The sequence below is a fragment of the Mesobacillus selenatarsenatis SF-1 genome (genome assembly GCF_000813125.1).
Classification (GTDB): Bacteria; Bacillota; Bacilli; order Bacillales; family Cytobacillaceae; genus Mesobacillus; species Mesobacillus selenatarsenatis.
The window spans coordinates 1-18249 of sequence record NZ_BASE01000003.1; the positions used below are offsets into that span (position 1 = coordinate 1).

Here is an 18249-nt window from a genome sequence, read left to right on the forward strand (position 1 = left end):
TTTGTTTTGCTGCTCCGTTAGAAGCAACTCTTATATATTATCAGGTTCAAAACCCGATGTCAATAAGTTTTTTTATTTTCTTTGTTGCTAACTAAGTAGCTCGTAGCAACAGATATAAATATAGCACCTTTATTCTACAATAGCAATAACTTTTTGCTATTTTTATTCGCGGAATTAAAAGAAAGATAATTCATATTACTGTAGTCAATCTGCCTGTATAAGTTACTGTTCTTTTTTACAAGAGTAGGTGAGTAAACTCTCTGACCTAGACCAGATTAATAATAGAAAAAGGCAAAACGCCCTGTGCCGTTTTGCCTTTCCTTCTATCTATTAACGGTGACGCATCAATGGGAATAATAGTACATCCCTGATGGATGGGGAATTCGTCAGTAGCATAACCAATCGGTCGATACCAATTCCAAGTCCGCCTGTTGGAGGCATTCCATATTCCAACGCTTCGATGAAATCATCGTCCATTTCGTGCGCTTCGTCATTTCCTTGTTCTTTTTCTTTTAGCTGAGCTTCAAAACGCTCTCTTTGGTCGATTGGATCATTCAGCTCAGTAAATGCGTTCGCATGCTCCCTTGCTACGATGAACAATTCGAAACGGTCTGTGAAGCGTTGGTCTTCGTCATTCTTTTTCGCGAGTGGAGAAATGTCAACCGGATGGCCGTAAATGAATGTCGGCTGAATCAGGTGCTCTTCTACCTTTTGCTCAAAGAATTCATTGACGATGTGGCCATACTGCATATGTTCAGTGATTTCCACTCCATGCTCCTTAGCAAGCGCACGAGCTTCTTCCGTGCTCATTCGCGGCCAGAAGTCTACTCCTGTATATTCCTTGATCGCATCTACCATATGGACTCTCTTCCACTCTGGCTTAAGATCGATTTCATACTCGCCATACTGGATAGTTGTTGTACCAAGAACATCCTGAGCAATGTGCGCAACCATGTTCTCAGTAAGTGACATGATGTCTCTCCAGTCAGCATATGCTTCATATAGTTCAAGCATTGTGAATTCTGGGTTATGTCTTGTCGAAACACCTTCATTACGGAATACACGGCCGATTTCGTATACTTTTTCAAGACCGCCGACAATCAGACGCTTCAAGTGAAGCTCGATCGCGATTCTCATGTATAACTGCATATCTAGTGCATTATGATGCGTGATGAACGGACGCGCAGATGCTCCGCCAGCAATTGAGTGCATTAAAGGCGTTTCTACTTCGAGATATCCTTGTCCATCTAAATAGCGGCGCATCGATTGGATGATGCGGCTGCGGTTGATGAAAGTCGTCTTGCTGTCATTGCTGGTAATCAGGTCAAGATAACGCTGACGGTATCGCTGCTCTACATCCTTCAGTCCATGAAATTTTTCCGGAAGCGGACGAAGTGCTTTCGTCAGGAACACAAAGTCTTGAGCTTTGATTGAAAGCTCGCCAACCTTTGTTTTGAAGAGTGTTCCTTCTACACCGATGATATCACCGAGGTCAGCTGAATCAAAAACTTCATATTGCTCTTCGCCGACTGCATCCTGGCGAACATAGATCTGGATCTGGCCAGCGAGGTCCTGGATATGAGCAAAACCTGCTTTTCCTTTTCCACGCTTCGTCATGATACGTCCAGCTATTTTCACCGATACATTTTTTGCCTCAATATCTTCTTTTTCCAATTCACCGTATTCGCTAATCAGCTCTTCCGTAAGATGAGTGCGTTCGAATCTTTTGCCGAAAGGATCCATTCCTTTTTCACGCAATGAACTCATTTTGTCTCTTCTGACTCTGAGCTGGTCATTCAATTCTTCATGACTCATATCGCTTTCACTCCAATATATATAATAGATTTATTATGTAATCCTGATTATGTTTGGTGGATACTTTTATTATTTTACACAAACAAACGTATTCAGACATTAAAAATCTCTTTTTTCATGCCTAAATAGAATAAAAACTGCCAGTTTGACCACTGGCAGTTACTTTTAAGGATAAAGGTATTATAGGAAAAGTGGCGGTTAATGTCAATTTTTATCCAACCTGGTGCGCTTCTTGCTCTTTCGCTTCTACTTCATCCGCAAAGTTTGTCAGCAAACTGACAAGCTCGTCTCTTGTGTTGCACTCATTGATTCCGTTACGGACTATTGCGTTGCCTCTAATGCCTTTAAGGTACCATGCAGCATGCTTTCGCATTTCGCGTACAGCGATATGTTCGTTTTTCAAAGCGATCAGGCGGTCAAGGTGCAGGATGCTGACATCGATTTTTTCGCGTGCATTTGGTTCACCCATTAATTCGCCTGTTTCTAGATATTTTACAGTACGGTAGATCATCCATGGGTTCCCTAGAGCAGCACGACCGATCATAACTCCGTCTACGCCTGTCTCGTCAAGCATTCTCTTGGCATCCTGAGGAGTCTGGACATCCCCGTTGCCGATTACAGGAATGTTTACAGCCTGCTTAACATCACGGATAATATCCCAATTCGCTATTCCTTCATACATTTGAACACGTGTACGGCCGTGAAGAGCAACTGCCTTACCACCAGCACGTTCTACAGCTTGCGCATTCTCGATGGCAAAAATATGATCCTCATCCCAGCCCATGCGCATTTTTACCGTTACAGGCTTTTCTACCGCATCAACAACCGCCGATACCATCTCATAGATTTTGTTTGGGTCTAGCAGCCACTTCGCACCTGCATCACATTTCGTAATCTTCGGCACCGGGCATCCCATGTTGATATCAATGATATCTGCATTCGTATTTTTATCTACGTATTGCGCTGCCTGCACAAGTGTTTCTCTTTCACCGCCAAAAATCTGAAGGCTGAGCGGCTTTTCACGTTCATCTATAAATAACATATCGAGAGTCCTGTCGTTTTGAGAAACAATTCCTTTGTCGCTGACCATTTCGGCACATACAAGTCCAGCGCCGAATTCTTTGACCGTCAGGCGGAATGCCGAGTTACAAATGCCGGCCATTGGTGCGAGGACGACCTGGTTTTTCATTTCAATATCGCCAATCTTGAGCATGTCATTCCTCCTTATGGTCCTATTAATATATCAAACCTACTGTGGGGTTAATTCATCTAATCCGACACCGAGGACTTCAGCGATCCTGATAATCAGTCTTTCATCAGGCATTCTGTTGCCGCGTTCGATTTCTCCCAGGATGGAGACCGAAACACCTAGCTCTTTTGCGAAGCTTTCCTGCGTATAACCCTTTAGTTTTCGATAAGCGCGAATACGCCTTCCCCATTTTTCTGCTTCCATATTCGTACTCCTTCTCTATCCGGTATACTTAGTAAACAGTTTTTCAGCGGCTCCTTCATCGATGGGAGCGTGAGGTTTGGGTCCATTTCAAGCAATGGAAGAATTACAAACGCGCGTTCGCTCATCCGAGGGTGCGGAATTGTAAGCTTCTCTGTTTCAATATTTTCTTGATTATATAGCAAAATGTCAAGGTCTAACGTTCTGGGCCCCCATTTTATTTCCCTTTTTCTCCCAAGCTTCAATTCGATTTCAAGGCAGGTATCCAGAAGTTTAACCGGTTCTAAGCTCGTCTTTACCTGGATTGCCATGTTTAAAAATTGATCCTGTTCAGTGTAGCCTACCGGGTCGGTTTCATAGACGGAAGAAGTATTTACCACTGTGATGTTTTCATGGCTTTCAAGGAGGATGATTGCCTGGGTCAAATACCCAAAGCGGTCACCCATATTGGACCCTAGTGCAATATATGCGTTGTTTTCCACTGTCATCTGCTCCTTGTGATCTCAACTGCGACTGATTTGTAATGGCCAGGTATCGGCGGGTCCGGCTTAATGACTTTTACGTGGCATGCTTCCACCAGAGAAAAACGTTCAAGGATCGTCCCGGCAATTCTTTCAGCAATCGCTTCTACAAGCTTAACTGGCTGGCCTTCAACGATATCCTTGCAGACCATATATAAATCCGCATAGTTAATTGACTCATTAAGATCATCGCTTTTTCCTGCTTTTGAAAGATCCAGTTCCACCGTTAAATCTACCGCAAAACGCTGGCCTAACCTTGTTTCTTCAGGAAAAACACCGTGGTAGCCGTAAAACTCCATTTGGGTCACATATATTTTATCCATTGTATTCACCCTTTCCCATCATCGCGTCCATCATCTTCGCCATCCGCGCCATCTCTTTCACATCATGGATCCGGACAATCTGGCAGCCTTTCTGGATTCCGTAACACACAGTCGCTCCCGTACCTTCTGTTCTTTCCGTAACAGGCAAATCCAGTACGCCGCCGATCATTGACTTTTTCGATGTGCCAAGGAGGACGGGATATCCTAAAGACACAAGCGTATCAAGGTGACGCATCATCTCAAGGTTTTCCTTTAGGTCTTTCGCAAAGCCGATGCCTGGGTCAAGGATGATTTGCTCGTCGCTTACCCCTGCTTTTTTCGCGATTGTAATGCTTTCATATAAATCATTCAGCACGTCACGAATGAAGTTTGTATAATTGCGGTCGTTCCGATTGTGCATCAGGATAATCGGTACTCCGGTTTCTGCGGCGACATCGGCAATTTCCGGGTCCTCCTTCGCTCCCCAAATATCATTGATAATGGCTGCTCCAGCATCGACGGCACTTTTGGCAACCTTTGATTTATATGTATCGATGGAGATTGGTACCTGAACTTCTTTCGAAATGGCCTCAATCGCCGGTACCACCCTGCCAATCTCCTCTTCATCGGAGATCCGTTCATGTCCCGGTCTTGTTGATTCGCCTCCGATGTCAAGAATATCCGCTCCGTCGGCGATCATTTGTTTAGCATGTAAGACAGCATGATCAAGGTGATTGTATTTCCCGCCGTCTGAAAAAGAATCAGGCGTGACGTTCAATATTCCCATAATCAGTGTTTTATTGGTGAAGTCCAGTGTATAAGGACCGGCTTTTATCACGGTATTCATGTATGAGCTCCTCCATCCAATTTCGTTCTGCTCCATAGCGTTTCCCGGTTAGCTGCATATTTGCCAAACAGTCTGCTCGCCAGCTCTCCTGATTTCCCGGGAAAGCTTTTTCCTGAAAAATCTGTAACCGGGACGATTTCCTGAATCGAATTAGTCAGGAACAATTCATCAGCTGCTTCAGCTTCTTCCTTTTTGTATAAGCCTTCACGAACCTCGATGCCCGCGTTGCGGGCAAGCGCGATGACGAACCTGCGGGTGATTCCATTCAAAATTCCCGTCTCGACAGCAGGCGTATACAGGACACCATCCCTGTACCAGAAAACATTCGAGACAATTCCTTCGGCCAATAACCCTTCCTCTGTAAGGAAAATTCCTTCTGTATCCATTGCAGGGCCTGCCTCACGCTTGGCGAGCACATTATTAAGATAATGGTGGGATTTCAGCCGCTCTGCACCCTCAGGTGTGTTGCGCCTCAAGTCCAGGAGAACAGCCTTTTTCTCACTCATCTCTCCAGCTGGCGGCAGCGGCTTCGCAAATACGATCACATTTGGCTCCCGGTAACTCTCTGTCTGCAAGCCTATTTCGCCATTTCCAGCCGAAACATTGAAGCGGATATAAGCATCCTTGAGATTATTTTTAGCTAATAAGCCTTCGAGGATCATAACACTTTCCTCCGGAGTAAATTCAGCTTCGATATTCAAAACACGGAGACTGGCATTCAGCCGCTCCATATGATCATCCAGCAAAAAAGGATGGCCATTGTAGATCCTAAACGTTTCGAACACGCCCAACCCGTATAGAAAGCCGTGGTCAAAAGGGGAAATTGTGATTTCATCCTTTGAGACTAACTGGCCATTACTGTATACAAACATTATAAACTTACTTCCTTAGCAGTTTTGTAATGGGCAATGAAATTGCGAAGCAGTTGCTTTCCTGGCGTCGTTAAAATGGATTCCGGGTGGAATTGGACCCCTTCTACAGGCAGCGTTTTATGGCGGATCGCCATGATCTCGCCCTCCTCCGTCCATGCTGAAACCTCCAGGCAGTCAGGAAGGGTTTCTTTTTTTACGATGAGCGAATGGTAGCGTGCCGCAGGGAACGGATTTTCCAATCCTTCAAAAATCGTCTTGCCATCATGATAGACCAAAGAAGTTTTGCCATGCATGAGCCGCTCCGCACGGACCACGTCACCGCCAAATACCTGGGCGATAGACTGATGGCCCAGACAAACACCGAAAATCGGCGTTTTGCCTGAAAAATTCTTGATCGCTTCCAGGCTGATGCCTGCTTCATTCGGGCTGCACGGCCCAGGTGAGATCATCAAGAACTGCGGGTCAAGCTCCGCAATGCCCTGAATGGACGTCTGATCATTGCGGATGACATTAAGCTCTTCGCCCATTTCACCCAAATACTGAACGAGATTATATGTGAATGAATCATAATTATCAATCATCAAAATCATGCTCTACCCTCCGCAAGCTCTTTCGCCTTCCAAAGAGCAATTGCTTTCTTTAATGATTCTTTATATTCATTGGCAGGGATGGAGTCGATGACGACTCCTGCTCCTGCCTGAACATGAGCCATCCCATCCTTGACCAGCATCGTCCGGATAATGATGTTCAGTTCCATATTGCCGTTAAAACCGAACCATCCAAGCGATCCGGTATAAGGCCCGCGTCTCACCGGCTCAAGCTCTTCTATGATTTCCATTGTCCTTACCTTCGGGGCACCGGTAATCGTGCCGCCAGGGAAGGTTGCATTGACAACATTGAACCAGGTCTCGCCCTCTGCCAGCTCTCCCCGGACATTTGAAACGATATGCATGACATGCGAGTACTTTTCAATGACCATGAACTCATTGACTTCGACAGTACCGAACTTGCACACCCTGCCGAGGTCATTCCTTTCAAGGTCTACAAGCATGACGTGTTCTGCGCGCTCTTTTTCATTGTTGATCAGCTCATTGGCAAGCTGCAAATCTTCTTCATCTGTCCTGCCCCTCGATCTCGTGCCGGCAATCGGCCTTGTGCTGACCTCCGAACCTTTTACTTTTGCTAAAAGTTCAGGGGAACCGCTGACGAGCTGGAAGTCTTGTGTATGCAGGTAACCCATATATGGAGATGGGTTCAGCTTGCGCAGCTGCCGGTATACTTCTAGCGCTTCGGTCTCGATCGGCTTGGACTGCCTGACAGATAGATTTACCTGGAAGACGTCCCCCTGCGCTATGTATTGCTTCACCTTCTCAACTGCCTCGATGAATTCAGCTTCATCCATCGATACTTGCAGATCATCACGGGCAGGCTTTGCTTCGGCAAAAACTTCCGGAACTTCAGTGTCCCACCTGTCTTTCCAATCTGAAAGCTTGTCCTCCGCCTGCTTTTCCCGTCCTTTTTCCGATAGAGCCATTAGCCATAGCTTCTCTGTCTGATGGTCAAAAACAAACCATTCCTTGAATAGCTGGAAGTAGACCTCCGGAATTTCGGAATCGTCCTTAGCCATTGCTGGAAGCTTTTCGATATAACGGGCATAATCATAGCTCAGATAGCCGATTGCGCCGCCCTGGAAATCCGGTAAGCCTTCTGCTTCAGGCACCTGATACTTTTCCATTTGATTCTTCAATAACTCAAGAGGATTGCCCTCCAGCGTACTTGACGAACCACCCTTTGTGATTGTCAGTTTATTATTTTTACCCGAAAAAATAATATCAGGATTGAATGCGGCGATACTGTAGCGCCCGCCTCTCCCGCTTTCGAGGATGACATGCTCTTTATATTGTTGTGCAATATGATCATATTGATGAAAAAAACGTGAAGCTGTATAAGGAATCATTTTTGATTGAATGCTATAGTGCGGCAAGCTTTTCACCCCTATTTTTTTCTCTTAATACATCATACATGATGAAGGGCGCGCTTTCATTTTTAAAATAATGGTTTTTTCGAAAAATTGTCGATTTTGCAGGATTTTTTCTGAAGAAGGAAAAGAGGCAAGCTAGATTAGCCTGCCTCTAAAATATAATCAGTCTTCGAATTGGTAAAGTGGTGTGCTCAGGTAGCGTTCTCCGTTACTTGGGATGACTGCAAGCACCTTTTTGCCTTTGCCGAGCTTTTTCGCTGTTTCCAATGCTGCATAAATGGCTGCACCTGAAGAGATTCCGCCGAGGATTCCTGCTTCTTTTGCCGCGCGGCGGGCATAGTCGAATGCCTGCTCATTTTCAACCTTGAAGATTTCATCGTACACATTTGTATCAAGTACACCAGGAACGAATCCTGCACCAATTCCCTGGATCTTGTGCGGTCCTGGTTTTCCGCCGGATAATACCGGGGAATCTGTTGGCTCAACAGCGATAATCTTGATATTCTTGTATTTTTCACGAAGGACTTTCCCTGCTCCTGTGATCGTTCCGCCCGTGCCAATACCTGCGATGAATGCATCCAGTTGATCACCCATCTGCTCGACAATTTCCGGTCCAGTCGTTCTTTCATGTACAGAAGGGTTAGATTCATTCTCGAACTGCTGAGGCATGAAGTAACCATTTTCCTTTGCTAGTTCCTCAGCTTTGCGGATCGCGCCACCCATTCCTTCAGGGCCAGGAGTCAATACAAGGTCCGCTCCATAAGCACGAAGCAGATTTCTACGCTCCATACTCATTGTCTCCGGCATGACGAGAATTGCTTTGTAGCCTTTGGCTGCTGCTACCATCGCCAGTCCGATTCCAGTATTTCCACTCGTTGGTTCGATGATTGTATCCCCTTGTTTCAGGGCTCCTTTTGCCTCAGCATCCTCAATCATCGCCAAAGCGATACGATCCTTGACGCTGCTGCCCGGGTTCATGTATTCAAGCTTCAAATAAATATCCGCACTTTGGTCATCACCAAGTCCGTTCAGCTTCACAATTGGTGTCTGGCCGATCAACTCTGTAATTGAATTTGCAATACGTACCAAATTACCCACCCCTTAATCCGACTATTTTAATTGGTTTTATTAAAATTTACCAATACTTTAAGTCTATGTCAATCAGTATGCTTCGACATCAACAAAAATCAGTCTTTTGCCTAGGCCCTTTTCGTACAATGTTGCTTTCACAATCATCCTACCCGATTCAAAAGCATCATCGAAAAGAGCATCACCCTTTTTAAACTATCCTATTTTGAATTTCTCTAAACAAGAAAAGCACCGGTTCAGTTCACCAGTGCTTCGTTCGTTATTTCTTCTCTTTGTCTCCATAAAACCAGCTTACTTCCGCATCATTCCAAAACGCCCGTGCAGAAACAGGAATGTCCATTTGTTCAAGAGCAATCTGCCGGCGAATCTGGTTCTTTACATCGCTGTAGGCATATTTCTTCCCTTCAAGTTTTTCATGAAGATAAACAATAGCATAACCGTTTTCCACTTTTACAGGTCCTGTCCACTCTCCGGACTTCAGCGATTTCGCTGCATGAACTACCTCAGGGGAAACGAGCTCATCTTCTTCCGTAACAAAGCCGATGTCTCCTCCTTCATTCGCCGAAAACTCATCGATCGAACGCTCCATCGCCAGAGCAGTGAAGCTAGAACCATCCTTCAGCTCTTTCACCGCTGATTCAGCTTCCTTGTTCGTTTCGACGACTATTTGCGACAGATGGTAGGATGCAGGTATGTCAAAAAGGCTATTATTCTGTTCATAAAAGGACTTCATATCCTCTTCCGATACTTTAACATCCTTAGTTAAAAGTTCTTCAAGCAGCAGACTGTATTTAATTTGCTGCTTCCAACTTTCTTCGCTTTTTGGCTCGTTGCCAGCTGAAGAATACATGGCTTTATAAATTGTCAATTCACGCTCTACGGCCTCGTCAGACACTTTGATGTTATATTCATCGGCCATTTGTTTGACAACCGCCTGGTCAATCAGGTCCCTAAGCGTTTCTTGCCCGTACCTTTCTTCAAGCTCAGTCAGCCACTCCTGGCGGGTGATTGACTCCTTGCCAATCTCCGCCACAGTTTCCTTGTTTCCTTCGAGGATAGCAGGCTTGGCTATCAGCATCACAAGAGTTATCGCGTTCAAAATGGCTAACCCGGCAATAATGTACCAAAGCTGCTTTTTCTCCACTTCTCTTCCCCCAGATATCGCTTATTTCGCTTCCTTCTCTATCTCTTCCAGTTCTTCTTTTGTGAACATGTACTTTTCGTTGCAGAAATGGCAATGTGCTTCTGCCTGCCCCTCTGTCTCGATCATATCCCGGATTTCTTCTGTGCCAAGGCTGATCAGCGCAGTGCTAAATCGGTCCTTAGAGCAATTGCACTCAAAATTTACTGGCATTGTGTCAAGGACTTTAACATTCTCTTTTCCAAGTAATTCTTCCAGCAACTCTTCAGGAGATAACCCTTTTTCAATCAGCTTTGATACCGGAGGGATGGATTGCAATCGCTGTTCGATTGCTGTAATGGTTTCTTCTGTTGTCCCAGGCATCAGCTGGATGATGAATCCGCCCGCTGCTTTGATTGAGTTGTCAGGATTAACTAGTACACCGACACCAACCGAAGAATTGACCTGTTCAGATGTTGCAAAGTAATAAGTGAAGTCCTCTCCAAGCTCACCTGATACAATCGGCACTTGTCCTGTAAAATAATCGCGTAAACCTATGTCCTTCACGACTGTAAGTGTTCCGTCCGTACCGACGCCTTGTCTTACATCAAGCTTGCCGTGCTCGTTCAAATCGAAGTGGACATGTGGGTTTGATACATAACCCCTAACCTGACCTTGAGCATTGCTGTCCACAAGAATGAGTCCAAGTGGACCTCCACCTTCGATCTTGATTGTCAATTTATTATCGCCCTTGAGCATTGCACCCATCATCACACCTGCTGTCATTGTCCGGCCAAGTGCGGCAGATGCTACAGGCCATGTATAGTGGCGGCTTTGTGCCTCCCCAACTGTTTCCGTCGTTTTTGCTGCATACGCTCTGACCTGTCCGTCAAAAGCAAGTGCTCTTACTAAATAATCACTCATTTTTCTACTCCCTTCGTGCTGTGAAATTGTATGCATCCTCTCTTAAGGAAGCTTAATTGTGCTTTTCGATATTTCGCTTATAGATAAGCTGCAATCCCTTTAACGTTAAAAATGGATCCACGGCATCAATGACATTTGATTCCTGGGCGATTAAGTTTGCCAATCCGCCTGTCGCAATCACCTTAGGAGGGACTTTACTCTTATCTTTCATCCGTTTAACTATTCCCTCTACTTGTCCAACATATCCATAGAGGATGCCTGCTTGCATGGCTGAAACTGTATTCTTTCCAACCACGTCATCCGGTCTGCTGATTTCAATTCGCGGAAGCTTGGCAGCCCTTGAATAAAGGGCCTCCGTGGAGATGCCAATCCCTGGAGCGATCGCTCCACCCATATATTGATTATGCTCATTGATATAGCAGTATGTTGTAGCTGTACCAAAGTCGACAATGACCAGCGGGCTTCCATATTCATGGATAGCTGCAACCGCATTTACAATACGGTCCGCACCGACTTCCCTTGGATTTTCATATTTTATGTCCAGTCCTGTCTTAATGCCAGGGCCGACAACCAACGGCTTGTGGTGGAAGTACTTCTGGCACATTCGCTCAAGTGAGAACATGATTGGCGGAACGACAGACGATATAATGATTCCATCAATATCTGAAAAAGAAAGATCAACATGGTCAAACAGATTTTTGACGATCATGCCAAATTCATCTTCCGTTCTATGACGGTTCGTTTCTATTCTCCAATGGTGCTTCAACTCTTCTTTATCATAAACACCTAACACGATATTTGTATTCCCGACGTCAAAAACAAAAATCAAGCTATTCACCAACTTATTTATAGTTTTCTGTATCAATACTGAAAATATCATATCATAATCGCCAGAAATTCACTAAATAAAGTCGACCGAAAAGCGTAAGCGCCTTGGTCAGCCCCGACAAGCGCTGGAGGGCCTGACAGTGAAGTCGTCCTTTGACTTCATTGGCAGGACCGAAATTGAAATGTATAGCCGACTGTCGAGAAACGGAGAAACTGGAGACTCCGACAAAGAAGCGCTTTTTGCTTCTGCCGGCGGAGTTGAAGTTTCGGAGTTTCTAGGAGGCGACACTGGACAAGCGTCTCGAGGGGCTAGGCGCTGGAGCTAGACAAGAAAAGCGTAAGCGCCTTGGTCAGCCCCGACAAGCGCTGGAGGGCCTGACAGTGAAGTCTTTCTTTGACTTCATTGGCAGGACCGAAGCGTCTCGAGGGGCTAGGCGCTGGAGCTAGACAAGAAAAGCGTAAGCGCCTTGGTCAGCGGAAAAACAAACAGGTGCCCCGCTAAGAGCACCTGCTTCTGAATTCTATTCTTTTGGATTTTCATCGATAGCCTTTGGATCTTCGATGACTGAGTCAACTTTCTTATCAGTCTCTTCGATTGCCGGCATCTCATCTTTTTTCTTATTGATCGTTACTTTCATGTCGTCATTTTCAACACTGACTACTTTACGTTCAGGCAGACGGCCATGGTCGACCAGATGCTTGATTTGTTCTGCATCAAGGGTTTCAACCTCTAACAATGTGTTCGCAATTATATCAAGCTTATCACGATTCTCTGTTAGCAGTTTTTTCGCTCTTGCATAACTTTCCTTAATGATTGTCTGGATTTCAATGTCGATTTCATAGGCGATCTTGTCAGAGTAGTTCTGCTCATTGTTCAGGTCACGGCCTAAGAATACTTGGCCCTGTGCCTGGCCAAACTGCATTGGTCCGAGCTTATCACTCATACCGAATTCAGTAACCATTCTTCTCGCAATGCCTGTCGCACGCTGGAAGTCATTGTGTGCACCTGTGCTTACTTCACCAAAGACGATTTCTTCAGCTACACGGCCGCCAAGGAGTCCAGTGATTTTATCCAAAAGCTCTGGTTTAGTCATGAAGTAACGGTCTTCCTTTGGAAGCATGACAGCATAACCGCCTGCCTGTCCGCGAGGAACAATCGTTACCTTGTGGACCATTTCAGCTTCATCAAGTACAACTCCGATGACGGTATGGCCAGCTTCATGGAACGCAACGATATTTCTTTCCTTTTTGGAGATGACACGATTTTTCTTGGCAGGACCGGCTATGATGCGATCTGTTGCTTCATCAAGATCTTCCATGTCTATCTTCTTCTTATCTCTCCTGGCTGCAACAAGCGCAGCTTCGTTCAATAAGTTTTCAAGATCCGCTCCAGAGAAACCTGGAGTACGAGACGCAATACTTTTCAAGTTAACCGACTCATCAAGTGGCTTATTTCTAGCATGTACCTTCAATACAGCTTCACGGCCTGCAACATCAGGACGGTCTACTGTGATCTGACGGTCAAAACGTCCTGGACGCAGCAATGCTGGGTCAAGGATATCAGGGCGGTTGGTAGCGGCTACGATGATGATCCCTTCGTTGGCACCGAATCCGTCCATTTCTACAAGCAACTGGTTAAGTGTCTGTTCACGCTCATCATGTCCTCCGCCAAGACCAGCGCCACGCTGGCGGCCGACTGCATCAATTTCATCTATGAATATGATACATGGAGCATTCTTTTTAGCTGTTTCGAATAAATCACGTACACGTGATGCACCGACACCGACAAACATTTCTACGAAGTCGGAACCACTGATTGAGAAGAACGGCACTCCAGCTTCCCCTGCAACAGCACGGGCAAGCAAAGTCTTACCTGTACCCGGGGGTCCTACCAAAAGGATTCCTTTTGGAATACGTGCCCCAAGGTCAGCAAACTTGCGAGGGTCTTTCAGGAATTCAACAACCTCGACAAGCTCTTGCTTTTCTTCATCTGCGCCCGCGACATCCTTGAAGCGGACTTTCTTCTTTTCTTCGTTATAAAGCTTCGCTTTGCTCTTGCCGAAGTTCATGACACGGCTTCCACCGCCCTGAGCCTGGTTCAGCAAGAAGAAGAACAGAATGAAAATGATGATAAACGGAATGATGGACGTAAAGAACGTCACCCACCCACTTGTTTCCTTAGCAGGCAAAATCTCTACATTTGCAGCTTCAGCTGCTTGTTCGATTCTGTTAAGAGTCTCTGGATTGTTCCAGACATATGTGATGAAGCCTTTTCCTTCTTCCTGACCTTCCAACTGGCCTCTTACTTCATACACACCACGTTCAGGCTGCAGCGTCAAATCACCTTCAACATTGCCTGCCTCTAGTTTCTGCATGAATTCATCGTAAGAGATTGGTTCTGTTGGCTGGTTATTGCCATTAAAGAAACTCACAACTCCGATAATGACTAAAAATATCAATAAATAAAAGATGGTATTACGGAAGATCCGATTCATCCCTTACCTCCTCCCACGGTAGACAAACTATACTAAATAGTATCATAGCAATTTATGCTAATACAAGAAATTAACATTCAGAATATTTGCTTCTTACCCGAAATGTGAAATTTCATTCACTAAATTGTAACCGTATTAATTTGAATATACTTCTGGCTTCAGAACACCGATATATGGCAGGTTACGGTATTTTTCCGCATAATCAAGGCCATATCCGACAACAAACTCATCAGGAACGATGAATCCAACATAGTCGGCTGTAATATCGGCTTTTCTTCCTGTTGGTTTATCAAGAAGAGTGACGATTTTGATTGATTTTGCCTTACGGTATTTGAATAGCTCAACTAGATAGCTGAGAGTCAAACCGCTGTCGATGATGTCCTCGATGATCAGGATGTCTCTTCCTTCTACTGAAGTATCGAGGTCCTTTAGGATTTTCACCTCTCCGGAAGATACCATGGCATTTCCATAGCTGGAAACATCCATGAAGTCCATCTCAAGATACGTATCCATGCGTTTTAGCAGGTCGCCCATGAATGGCATTGCACCTTTTAAAACACCAATTGCCAGCGGAAAGCGATCCTTGTACTCGTCAGTTAATTGAGCAGCCAACCGCCTGGTCTTTTCCTGGATTTCCTCTTCTGTAAACAATACCTTTTCAATATCATTTTTCATCATGATCCTTGTGCCCCCTGGAAGATATCAATACTTTATATAAGTTAATAGTAATAACCTGTTTCCTTCTGTTGATTCATGGTTCGCTTTTTTCAGGCCTGGAAGCCAAAGAATCCTGTCTTCCCTGTCTGTGACAATCGGCCATTCATCTCTTTGGGCTAATGGAATTTTCATATCGATGAAAATATCCTTTACCTTTTTTGAACCCGTCATCCCCTTCAATGATATCCGGTCGCCATTTCGCCTTGTCCGGATGATCAAAGGAGTTCCTGTTTGCTCCAGGTCAACGATAAAACAATCATTGGAAATTCCCCTGTCATGAGCACCATTGAGCAATTGAGCATCAATGACCCCACCATTTGGCAATCTCAGCTGATCTGGCCCGGATAATTCGAAGCGATAGCTTTGCCTTTCTGGCGGATCCAATTCGAAGTGGCAATTTCCATACGATCGTATGATTCTTAAACCGCTGGGGAAATCAAGAGTTCCAGATGGATGGGGATTGCGAATTATTGAAAAAATCTTTTCAATATGTATAGCGGAAAGAGAAGCAGGTCGATCATTGTAAAGATAATTTAATATTAGTTTAATCCCTCTTCTTTGTAAAGGCATTGGCATTTCCTGAAAGGAACTAATACTAATACTTATCCTTTTGTCCTCTTTCTTCATTACTTTATTCAATTCTTCGCTTGTTAATTCAATAAGATAATCTTCATCCATCTGCAGTTCCTCGCTAAAACGCTGGAAGTGCTCATGGACCGCCGGATTCTCTTCTTTTAAAAAAGGGAGAACGGTTTTTCTGAAACGATTCCTGCTATAGTATGCCTTCTCATTGCTGGGGTCAATTCTTGGTTCTAAAAGATTTACAGAGCAATATTCTTCCAACTCCTCTTTTGTCAGGCATAAAAATGGCCTAAAAATCGTGAACGGACCAAATTGCCGCGAAAAAGGCATCCCTGCCCTGGCTTTCCCGGAACTTCCCCTGGTAAGCCTCATCAATACCGTTTCTACCTGGTCATCGCCATGATGACCCAATGCAAGGTACTGAAGCTGATGCTTTTCCATAACTTGCTCGAAAAAGCTGTATCGGCACGCGCGGGCAGCCTGCTGGGAGCTTAGCCCTGTCTCGTGCATATAGGCCGGCACATCAATTCTTTTCATCTCAAAAGGAATATCCCTTTTTCCACAAAAATCTTTTACAAACAGGGCATCCTGATAAGACTCATCACCACGGAACATATGGTCCACGTGGACAGCCACAATCTTCAGGGAATTCCGTTCCCGCTGCTCTGATAAAAAGTGGAGCAGTGCGAGCGAGTCCGGACCCCCAGAAACCCCAACTGCAATGGAAATGTTATTCAGCTGAAAACCATACCTTTCAAGAAAGGCATTTACCTTTTTTTCAATCATCTTGTTCTTCCTTACTGGCATTGCCGGTTTAAGACTATACCCATGCCGGCAAACCATTAATCTTCTAAATAACCAAGTTTATTATTTTTCAGCTTAACACTTTTAACCTTCTTTTTTCAAAAAACAGAGCTGTATCCCTTATGTACGGATGTAGCGGCAAAAGGTTTCAAAAAATCAGGTAATCTGGCTATAAATATAGAAAAAATATAATAAAGAAATAATCAGAATGATGGTGAATGTTTCAAGGGTCGAGGATTTTTTCTTTTTCTTATTGTATCCCTTCCTCGTTTGTCGGCCAGCTGAACTTGATTTTGCCCTGGATGGACTTGGATGTATATGTTGTTGTGCTTGCTTTTGAGGCACTGCCTTATACTGTACGGTACTTTTCTTCGATGCTGAACCTGGCTGATGGACCTGCAACAGATCAGACCTCATCTCCATGGCTGATTGATAGTTACCGGTAAGCGCGTTATAGATTACCTTTTCATAATTCTTCAATTCCCGGCTATGTTTCACTTTATCCATGATTTCGCCTATTCCGCCCGACTTTTTCGTAAACCTTTTCGGATATGCCGTGTTGACCATGATCATACCGACAGCGAACAAATCATATCCTGGTTCTGCTTTCCTGCTGCCCAGCCCCCAATAGCCCCGGTCGAAGAATTCAGTGAACTCTTTAATCGACCTGCCTTGCATCGTCGTACCGCCGACATCTATGCAACGAATTCTTGCCGGGGGGCCAGTCACAATCAAATTTTCCGGCTTCAAATCGCCAAATACCCAGCCATTTTCATGGAGCAGCTGCAAATCGGCAAGCAGCTGGAGTATCATCACGCCAGTCCAGTCCGGTCCTTTTTGCTGCAGGAAAGCGAGGAAATCTGGCCCTTTAATGAATTCCATCGCATAAAAGCTGACTTTTTTGCCGGGACGTTCCCAATCATCTACATCCAGCAAAGAAGGCCCGAGGGCAGATCCCTGGACCTTGGCAAAAGATTTCAACACATTGACCTCAGAAGTGATCGACATTCCATTGTCACTCATTTTCAATGCTACTTGTTTATTGTTGTATCTAGCCAGATAAACAATCCCATTCGCCCCAAAACCAAGCTCTTTAATGATTGTATATCGATTATGATGCCATTTCCCTTCGATGATCGTACCAGGAATGACCTTACACAGATTCTTCAAAGAAGGATTCATCATCACCGGACAATAGGCTCCTTAAAGATCGTTTTTTATTGAAATGGGAAAGTGCTTCGCGAATGGCAGGGCCTGTTGGCGTAATGCCTCCAGTCGTCAGCTTGGCAAAAATACTCGTGAGCGACTCAAGCTTTGGGGTCCAATCCAGCAATTTTTCGACATCATTTCTTTTCCCGGGAAATACAAATACAGCAAAACGATTATCCCCTGACCTCGCATTCAGGCTTAAACTCAAGTCCAGAAGGGCTTCTTTTACTGTAGGAAGCTTGTGCTTCATACTTGCGCTTGTATCGACAAGAATCAACACATCAAGCTCGACTGTTTCCCCAAGCTCATCCACGACCTCCATCACTTCGCCTCGCTGCTCCGGCGGAAGGTCTTCCACTGTTCGGCCGCCGCCAAGGATCTGCTGAAGTTCCTTGTTCACTACTCCCTGAAGAGTCTGGGTCATCGCTTTCCTTGTCACCATCTGGACTGTCTGGGAAAGCTGCTGTGCGTATACAATCTGGCTGACTCCGCCGCCTGACATGGCAATCCCCTCGATCTCTGTCATGCCCTGTTCATCTATAACATCCTGTTCCATCACACCAATTACGTTAACGCTAATTCCTTGTTCCTTTGCCAGAGCAGCCATCGCAATTGGATCTTCACCCTGGTTTGAGCAGCCATCTGTTATGAGTAATATTTGCCTGATTGTACCTGTTTTCATGCAATCCCCTC

The 18249-nt window shown here is 45.0% G+C and carries 19 protein-coding genes; 1 reads left to right on the forward strand and 18 read right to left on the reverse strand.

Going from position 1 to position 18249, the window contains the following annotated elements; genetic code table 11:
• Window positions 1-330: 330 nt before the first annotated feature.
• The 13 genes from lysS to TY49_RS00220 all read right to left on the reverse strand — a co-directional run bounded on the left by lysS (window position 331) and on the right by TY49_RS00220 (window position 11750).
• The gene (gene lysS / locus TY49_RS00160) at window positions 331-1815 is read right to left on the reverse strand and encodes a lysine--tRNA ligase (RefSeq protein WP_041963879.1); all 1485 of its coding nucleotides are present in this window, start codon (window positions 1813-1815) and stop codon (window positions 331-333) included.
• 211 nt (window positions 1816-2026) lie between these two features.
• Window positions 2027-3028, reverse strand: a complete 1002-nt coding sequence (gene dusB, locus TY49_RS00165) for a tRNA dihydrouridine synthase DusB (RefSeq protein WP_041963880.1) — start codon at window positions 3026-3028, stop codon at window positions 2027-2029.
• A gap of 36 nt (window positions 3029-3064) precedes the next feature.
• Window positions 3065-3268: a helix-turn-helix domain-containing protein gene (locus TY49_RS00170; RefSeq protein ID WP_041963881.1), complete on the reverse strand. Its 204-nt coding sequence runs from the start codon at window positions 3266-3268 to the stop codon at window positions 3065-3067.
• Entirely contained in the window at window positions 3220-3747 is a 528-nt protein-coding gene (folK, locus tag TY49_RS00175) for a 2-amino-4-hydroxy-6-hydroxymethyldihydropteridine diphosphokinase (RefSeq protein ID WP_041963882.1), read from the reverse strand. The genes TY49_RS00170 and folK overlap by 49 nt, the downstream gene beginning before the upstream one ends.
• A 2-nt stretch (window positions 3748-3749) precedes the next feature.
• Window positions 3750-4109, reverse strand: coding sequence for a dihydroneopterin aldolase (gene folB, locus TY49_RS00180; RefSeq protein ID WP_041963883.1), 360 nt, complete (start codon window positions 4107-4109; stop codon window positions 3750-3752).
• Window positions 4102-4935: a dihydropteroate synthase gene (gene folP, locus TY49_RS00185; protein ID WP_041963884.1), complete on the reverse strand. Its 834-nt coding sequence runs from the start codon at window positions 4933-4935 to the stop codon at window positions 4102-4104. Before folP ends, folB begins: the two co-directional genes overlap by 8 nt.
• The gene (gene pabC, locus TY49_RS00190) at window positions 4932-5807 is read right to left on the reverse strand and encodes an aminodeoxychorismate lyase (protein ID WP_041963885.1); all 876 of its coding nucleotides are present in this window, start codon (window positions 5805-5807) and stop codon (window positions 4932-4934) included. Before pabC ends, folP begins: the two co-directional genes overlap by 4 nt.
• Window positions 5807-6397, reverse strand: coding sequence for an aminodeoxychorismate/anthranilate synthase component II (gene pabA, locus TY49_RS00195; protein ID WP_041963886.1), 591 nt, complete (start codon window positions 6395-6397; stop codon window positions 5807-5809). Before pabA ends, pabC begins: the two co-directional genes overlap by 1 nt.
• Complete coding sequence (locus TY49_RS00200) at window positions 6394-7791, reverse strand: anthranilate synthase component I family protein (RefSeq protein ID WP_439646146.1); 1398 nt, start codon at window positions 7789-7791, stop codon at window positions 6394-6396. Before TY49_RS00200 ends, pabA begins: the two co-directional genes overlap by 4 nt.
• A 159-nt stretch (window positions 7792-7950) precedes the next feature.
• Window positions 7951-8877, reverse strand: a complete 927-nt coding sequence (gene cysK, locus TY49_RS00205; RefSeq protein WP_041963887.1) for a cysteine synthase A — start codon at window positions 8875-8877, stop codon at window positions 7951-7953.
• A gap of 259 nt (window positions 8878-9136) precedes the next feature.
• A complete protein-coding gene (locus TY49_RS00210; protein ID WP_041963888.1) occupies window positions 9137-10021 on the reverse strand; it encodes a peptidyl-prolyl cis-trans isomerase in 885 nt (294 codons plus the stop codon).
• Window positions 10022-10042: 21 nt separating this feature from the next.
• Window positions 10043-10921, reverse strand: coding sequence for an Hsp33 family molecular chaperone HslO (gene hslO, locus TY49_RS00215; RefSeq protein ID WP_041963889.1), 879 nt, complete (start codon window positions 10919-10921; stop codon window positions 10043-10045).
• Between the two features lie 52 nt (window positions 10922-10973).
• The gene (locus tag TY49_RS00220) at window positions 10974-11750 is read right to left on the reverse strand and encodes a type III pantothenate kinase (RefSeq protein WP_041963910.1); all 777 of its coding nucleotides are present in this window, start codon (window positions 11748-11750) and stop codon (window positions 10974-10976) included.
• A 139-nt stretch (window positions 11751-11889) separates the two neighbouring features.
• Between TY49_RS00220 and TY49_RS00225 the strand changes: the two genes are divergently transcribed.
• A complete protein-coding gene (locus TY49_RS00225) occupies window positions 11890-12075 on the forward strand; it encodes a hypothetical protein (RefSeq protein WP_041963890.1) in 186 nt (61 codons plus the stop codon).
• A 195-nt stretch (window positions 12076-12270) separates the two neighbouring features.
• On the opposite strand, the gene ftsH is transcribed toward TY49_RS00225, so the two are convergent.
• The 5 genes from ftsH to TY49_RS00250 all read right to left on the reverse strand — a co-directional run bounded on the left by ftsH (window position 12271) and on the right by TY49_RS00250 (window position 18238).
• Entirely contained in the window at window positions 12271-14244 is a 1974-nt protein-coding gene (gene ftsH / locus TY49_RS00230) for an ATP-dependent zinc metalloprotease FtsH (protein WP_041963891.1), read from the reverse strand.
• Between the two features lie 135 nt (window positions 14245-14379).
• Window positions 14380-14919, reverse strand: coding sequence for a hypoxanthine phosphoribosyltransferase (hpt, locus tag TY49_RS00235; RefSeq protein WP_198135566.1), 540 nt, complete (start codon window positions 14917-14919; stop codon window positions 14380-14382).
• Window positions 14920-14946: 27 nt separating this feature from the next.
• A complete protein-coding gene (tilS, locus tag TY49_RS00240) occupies window positions 14947-16329 on the reverse strand; it encodes a tRNA lysidine(34) synthetase TilS (protein WP_041963893.1) in 1383 nt (460 codons plus the stop codon).
• A gap of 174 nt (window positions 16330-16503) precedes the next feature.
• Window positions 16504-17532: a serine/threonine protein kinase PrkT gene (prkT, locus tag TY49_RS00245; RefSeq protein WP_041963894.1), complete on the reverse strand. Its 1029-nt coding sequence runs from the start codon at window positions 17530-17532 to the stop codon at window positions 16504-16506.
• Window positions 17501-18238 carry a vWA domain-containing protein gene (locus TY49_RS00250; protein WP_041963895.1) on the reverse strand — a complete coding sequence of 246 codons (738 nt, stop codon included), beginning with the start codon at window positions 18236-18238 and terminating at the stop codon, window positions 17501-17503. Before TY49_RS00250 ends, prkT begins: the two co-directional genes overlap by 32 nt.
• Window positions 18239-18249 lie beyond the last annotated feature (11 nt).

Coding starts and splice junctions, on each gene's coding strand:
- lysS (WP_041963879.1), bottom strand. CDS start 1,815: ATGAGTCATGAAGAATTGAATGACCAGCTCAGAGTCAGAAGAGACAAA.
- dusB (WP_041963880.1), bottom strand. CDS start 3,028: ATGCTCAAGATTGGCGATATTGAAATGAAAAACCAGGTCGTCCTCGCA.
- TY49_RS00170 (WP_041963881.1), bottom strand. CDS start 3,268: ATGGAAGCAGAAAAATGGGGAAGGCGTATTCGCGCTTATCGAAAACTA.
- folB (WP_041963883.1), bottom strand. CDS start 4,109: ATGGATAAAATATATGTGACCCAAATGGAGTTTTACGGCTACCACGGT.
- folP (WP_041963884.1), bottom strand. CDS start 4,935: ATGAATACCGTGATAAAAGCCGGTCCTTATACACTGGACTTCACCAAT.
- pabC (WP_041963885.1), bottom strand. CDS start 5,807: ATGTTTGTATACAGTAATGGCCAGTTAGTCTCAAAGGATGAAATCACA.
- pabA (WP_041963886.1), bottom strand. CDS start 6,397: ATGATTTTGATGATTGATAATTATGATTCATTCACATATAATCTCGTT.
- hslO (WP_041963889.1), bottom strand. CDS start 10,921: ATGAGTGATTATTTAGTAAGAGCACTTGCTTTTGACGGACAGGTCAGA.
- ftsH (WP_041963891.1), bottom strand. CDS start 14,244: ATGAATCGGATCTTCCGTAATACCATCTTTTATTTATTGATATTTTTA.
- hpt (WP_198135566.1), bottom strand. CDS start 14,919: ATGAAAAATGATATTGAAAAGGTATTGTTTACAGAAGAGGAAATCCAG.
- tilS (WP_041963893.1), bottom strand. CDS start 16,329: ATGATTGAAAAAAAGGTAAATGCCTTTCTTGAAAGGTATGGTTTTCAG.
- prkT (WP_041963894.1), bottom strand. CDS start 17,532: ATGATGAATCCTTCTTTGAAGAATCTGTGTAAGGTCATTCCTGGTACG.
- TY49_RS00250 (WP_041963895.1), bottom strand. CDS start 18,238: ATGAAAACAGGTACAATCAGGCAAATATTACTCATAACAGATGGCTGC.